Genomic DNA, 5,057 nt, shown 5'->3' with positions numbered 1-5,057 from the left:
TGAAAATGCGATCTCCCAGGGAGTTCAGGCGGCATCGAGCCGCACAAGCGCGCCAGGTTCACCCAGAGGAGCCGGCGCTACGTTGCGAATAGAACGTGTCCGGGAATACGGGGGCAAGACCAGGGTTTTCCCAGGCTCCGGAAGACCTCTCTCAGGTGGCGGTCGAATGGGTGCTCGCACCCGCGCGTCGGTTCCCCGCGGCGGGCGGCGCCTGGCGGGGCTGATTGGTGGGGCGCCGCGAAATTTCTCCGGCCTGGGGCAGCGCGCCGCAGGCGCGCGATCGTGATCTGACTGGCGGCATCTGTTTGAGCAGCGCGACGAAGGAGCGCAGCGAGTTATGCCGCCCGCCCCAGGCCGGAGAAATTTCGCGGGAAGACCCTGCGAGCGGCAGCGAGCAGGGGCCGCCATACCATGAAGCAACGGCAGGCGCCGCCCGCCGCGCCGCACGGTCGTCGATCGACTTCGGTGACTGCGCGCAGCTGAAGGGACGGGCGCTCTGGACGCAAGGAACCCGCTCGGCCGGCAGGCTCACACCGACCTTCGCCGGCTGTGCTCGCGGCACGCCTGGGCGAAGGCCTCCAGGGTTCGTTGATAGAACGGGTTGGCGGCATGGCGCCACTCGGGGTGCCATTGCACGCCGTAGGCGAAGGCGCTCGCGCGCGTCACGCGCACGCCTTCCACCAGCCCGTCGGGCGCGTGCGCCTCGGCCGCCAGTCCCTCGGCCAGCTTCCGGATGCCCTGCCCGTGCAGCGAATTGACCAGCGCACGTGGCCCGCGCGCCCACTGCTCGAAGGCGCTGCCCGGCGCCAGCAGCACCTCGTGCCGCTCGGCGAACTGTGCCTCCAGCTCGGCCGCCTCGGGCTCGCGGTGGTCCATGAAGCCCTGCTCGGTGTGCACGCGCTGGTACAGGCTGCCGCCGAGCGCGACGTTGATCTCCTGCAGCCCGCGGCAGACGCCGAACAGGGGCGTGCCCTCCGCAATGGCGGTGCGCACCAGCGCCATGGTGAGCGCGTCGCGGCGCGGGTCGAGCAGGTCGGTGTCCAGCGCCTTGGCGCCGAAGTGGCTGGCCTCGACGTTGGAGGGCGAGCCGGTCAGCAGCACGCCGTCGACCAGCGGCAGCAGGTCCTTGACGTCGTTGGCGCCGGCCATGGGGAACAGCACCGGCTGCATGCCGAGCTCGCACACGGCCGCGGCATAGCGGTCGGCCAGCACCGTGTAGCCGCCCGGGTCCGACAGGTCCAGGTGGCGGTGGCAGGCCGGCAGCCAGACCAGCGGCTTGTGCGGCACGGGGGCGGGTATGGCCCATTCTGGCGCTGCCGCCGCGCAGATCGTCGGCAGCGCGGCGCGTCCGCGCGTCGGACGCTGCCGTATCGGGCTTGCCGTCGAGCCGCGCGCAGGCTCAGCCGGCCGCCCGTGCCGCCAGCCAGCGCTCCAGCACGGCCAGTTCGGCCGCGCCGGGCCGGCCGGGCCCGGTCACCACCGCATGGACGTGCCCGCCGAACGTGCGGGTGTCGACCTGCAGCGGATCGCCCCATCCGATCAGCAGGTCGCCGACCGGCCCGCTGAACGACGCGGTGCCGGACGCCACGTCGCTGCCGTCGACCCGCAGTTGCTGCGCGCCCTGGCCGCCGGTGAGCGCCAGCACGTGGGTCGCACCCGCCGCCGGCGCAGGGCCGGCCAGCGTGAGCGAGCCCCCGCCTGCGTCCTGCCAACGCGCCTGCACCTGGCCGACGGCCATCGCCAGCTCGACGCCCCAGGGCTGCCCCGCCACGCCGGCGCGGAACACGACGCCATTGGCGCCGGCTTGCGGCAAGCCGATCGCGGCCAGCACGAAGTGCTCGTCCTGCAGGTTCCAGGGCGCCAGGTTGCTCGGGTTCGGATAGGTCGGACCGGGCACCACCTTGCGGCACCACAGGCCGGTGGCGCCGGCGCCGGCCAGGTCGGCATGCGGGGGGCCCGCGCGGCGCAGCACGGGTGGGCGGCGCGGTCCGGCGTGGGCGCTGTCCTGGTTCATCCAGTTGAGCATGTCCATCGCGTTGCCCACGCCCGAGGCGAAGCCGCTGTCCGCCACCGCGCGCACCGGCTCGCCGTCCTGCGCGGGGCGACCGAGCAGGTAGTCGGTGAAGCCGTCGGCGAAGTCCCAGAGCGCCGCCGAGTGGCGCGCCAGGATCGCCCGCGCCGCGTCCTCCAGCGAAGTCGCGGCATGGGCCACCGGATCGGCGAGCGAGTAGACCTTGCGCGGCGGCGGCACCTGGCGCCCGCTCGCAGCCTGGTAGCTGAGCGTGGCGATGCTGTCCGGGGCGGGCGTGAAGGTGAAGCTGTCCTGCCCGTTCGGCCCCGCCGGGATCGACAGCGCCGTCTTGCTGAAGCTGCCGCCGGCATCGGAAGCCACCGTCAGCGCCACGGGGGCCGCCAGGTGGCCGCGCGCGAACACGGTGATCGTCACCGGCGCGCCGCCGGCCGAGAAGCCGCCGCCGGCGTCGAACAGGTCGGCCTGGTCGATGCCGGCAACCGCCTTGAGGGTGCCGGCCACCAGCGGCTCCAGCGTGCGGTGCTGGTGCCAGCCGGGCACGTGGTTGATGCCGTGACTGCGCGCGGCCCAGTGGCTGCCGCCGATCCAGGTCTGGATCTCGCAGCCGCTGGCCCAGGTGTGGTCGATCATCCGGCGGAACGCCTCGTGCCAGCGCGCGTCGTCGATCGGCATGCCGGTCTCGGTCAGGGCGACGACGGTGCCGTTGGCACGGGCCCAGTCGGTGGCGATGCGCATGCGGTCCCGGCCGGTGTCCAGCGTCATCGGGCCGACGCCGAAGCCGGCCGTGAAGTTCTTCGCCACCTCCAGTTCCCAGTCGAAGCCGTTGCCGTTGTTGAAGGCGTCCACGTAGCTGTGCACCTCGTAGACGAGGTTGCTGCCCGCCAGCGGCCAGGCGGGGTTGAATTCGGGGCCTATGTTCATCGCGCCGCCCCAGGCGTTGCCGGATACGTAGATGGTGCCGGCCGGGTCCAGCGCGCGGATCGCGTCGATCGCGGCGCGGGCGAAGGCGGGCCAGATCGTCAGGTCTTCGCCGACGCCGCCGACCGGCGTGGAGTCGGTCACCTGTCCGGGCAGCGGCATGTCGTGCGGCTCGTTCATCAGGCCGTAGCCGCCGAAGCCGGGATGGCGGCCCCAGCGCTGCACGATGCGCCGCCACAGGTCGGCGAACGCCGCCGGGCGCAGCGTCGCGCCCGGTGCGGTCGCCATGATGCGGGTGAACACCTGCGAGGCATCGGTGGTGTAGGCGTGGCGCAGCGGGTCCGGCGGTAGCGTCAGCCCGATCACCGAGCCGTCCGGCTGGAAGCGGAAGTCGGTGTAGCGGCAGTAGTTGTGGCAGTCGAGGATGCAGCGCGCGCCGGCAACGGCATGGGCGTCGAGCACGGCATCGATGTAGCCGGCGTAGCCCTCGTGCAGCGCGCCGGGTTCGCCGATCAGCGCGCGCGCCTGCGCGTTGGCCTGCGTGTCCACCAGCATCGGCTGCAGCAATTCCCACATGAAGGGCAGCCGGTTCTTGCCGAAGCCGCGCGTCGCCAGCCAGCGCACCTCGGCCGCACGCGGCACCGTGAAATGCAGGTTGGGCGCGGTGGCGTCGCCGAGGCGCACACCGTCGGCCCACTCCATGCCGGACAGGTTGGTGCCGATGCGGGCCACCGGCGCGACCGCCGCCGGATCGGGCGGCACGGCGGGACTGCCGCCCGGTCCGGCGCCGCTGGCGGGAGCGGGCGCCGGGCCTGCGGCGGGCGCTGGTGCATCCGAACCTCCACCACCGCCACCGCCGCCACAGCCGGCGACGCCGAACAGGGTCAAGACCGCCGCGCTGATCGCGCGCTTGTGGAATTCACGTCGCTGCATTGCCCGCCAACTGCGGGTACTGCCCCGCGCCTGGCCAGTGTCGATAGCACGGCGGCGCGGGGGGTGTAATGCGCGACTACAGCGGTAACGGGGTGCGGCGTTCCGCTGGCTCGTTCAGGCCCTTGCGCCGGGATTCAGGCCGCGCGCTGCCGAAAGCCATCCAGCACGTTGGCTGCGTTGACGCCGACCTCCGCCACCGCATAGCCGCCCTCGAACACGAACAGTGTGGGCAGCCCCGCCGCCGCGAGGTCCTCGCCGACGCGCAGGTAGTCGGCGCTGCGCAGGCGGAAGCCGGCGATCGGGTCGCCTTCGAAGGTGTCCAGGCCGAGCGAGACCACCAGCGCCTGCGCGCCGGCTGCGGCGATGGCCTGCAGCGCCGCGCCCAGCGCCTCGCGCCAGCGATCGAAACCGGTGCCGCGCGGCAGCGGCAGGTTCAGGTTGCCGCCCTCGCCCGCCCCGGCCCCACGCTCGTCGGCGTAGCCCAGGTAGTACGGGTACTCGGTGTGAGGGTCGCCGTGCACGCTGGCGAAGAACACGTCGGCGCGTTCGTAGAAGATGGCCTGGGTGCCGTTGCCGTGGTGGTAGTCGATGTCGAGCACCGCCACCTTGTCCAGCCCGCCGTCGCGCAGCGCCTGGGCGGCGATGGCGGCGTTGTTCAGGAAGCAGTAGCCGCCGAAGAAGTCGGCGCCGGCGTGGTGGCCGGGCGGGCGGGTCAGCGCAAAGGCGCTGCGATGCCCTTGCAGCAGGTGCCGTGCGCCGGCCACCGCGCAGGCTGCGCCCTGGCGCGCCGCCGGCCAGGTGCCGGCGGTGATCGGCGAGCCGGCATCGAAGGAGAACAGGCCCATGCGCGCCGGGAAGCTGGCCGGCAGCACGTCGCTGCGGAAGGTGCGGATCGGCCAGTACGAAGGCAGCGCGTCGCGTTCGGCGTTCTTCGGGTCGAGCGCGACCCACTCGTCCCAGGCGGTGGACAGGAAGTCGAGGTAGCGCGGGGCGTGGATGCGGGCCAGGACCTCCATCGTGACCTCCGTCGCCGATTCGATGGGACCGAGCTGGCGGGCCTGCAGCTCCTGCAGCACGTAGTCGGCCCGGGCCGGCACCTCGAAGCAGGGCACCAGCTCGCCGCGGAACATCTCGTGGCGGCCGTGGTGCAGGGCGTGGCGGTCGTTGAAGAAGA

3 protein-coding genes are annotated in these 5,057 nt (G+C 72.9%); all 3 read right to left on the bottom strand.

Annotation, left to right across the window (positions count from 1 at the left end; translation table 11 throughout):
* Window positions 1–528: 528 nt before the first annotated feature.
* Window positions 529–1,287, bottom strand: coding sequence for a gamma-glutamyl-gamma-aminobutyrate hydrolase family protein (locus tag V6M57_RS09740; protein ID WP_332814790.1), 759 nt, complete (start codon window positions 1,285–1,287; stop codon window positions 529–531).
* 112 nt (window positions 1,288–1,399) lie between these two features.
* Window positions 1,400–3,712 (bottom strand): glycoside hydrolase family 5 protein, encoded by a 2,313-nt coding sequence (locus V6M57_RS09735; RefSeq protein WP_332814789.1) that lies wholly within the window; start codon window positions 3,710–3,712, stop codon window positions 1,400–1,402.
* 305 nt (window positions 3,713–4,017) lie between these two features.
* Window positions 4,018–5,057, bottom strand: a 1,040-nt coding sequence (locus V6M57_RS09730; RefSeq protein ID WP_332814788.1) for a histone deacetylase family protein, incomplete at its 5' end; no start/stop codon positions are given.

It is taken from the genome of Ramlibacter sp. (genome assembly GCF_036676645.1).
Lineage (GTDB): Bacteria > Pseudomonadota > Gammaproteobacteria > Burkholderiales > Burkholderiaceae_C > Ramlibacter.
The sequence above is the reverse complement of the archived record's forward strand: the minus strand, read 5'-3'. Positions and strand labels throughout refer to the sequence as shown.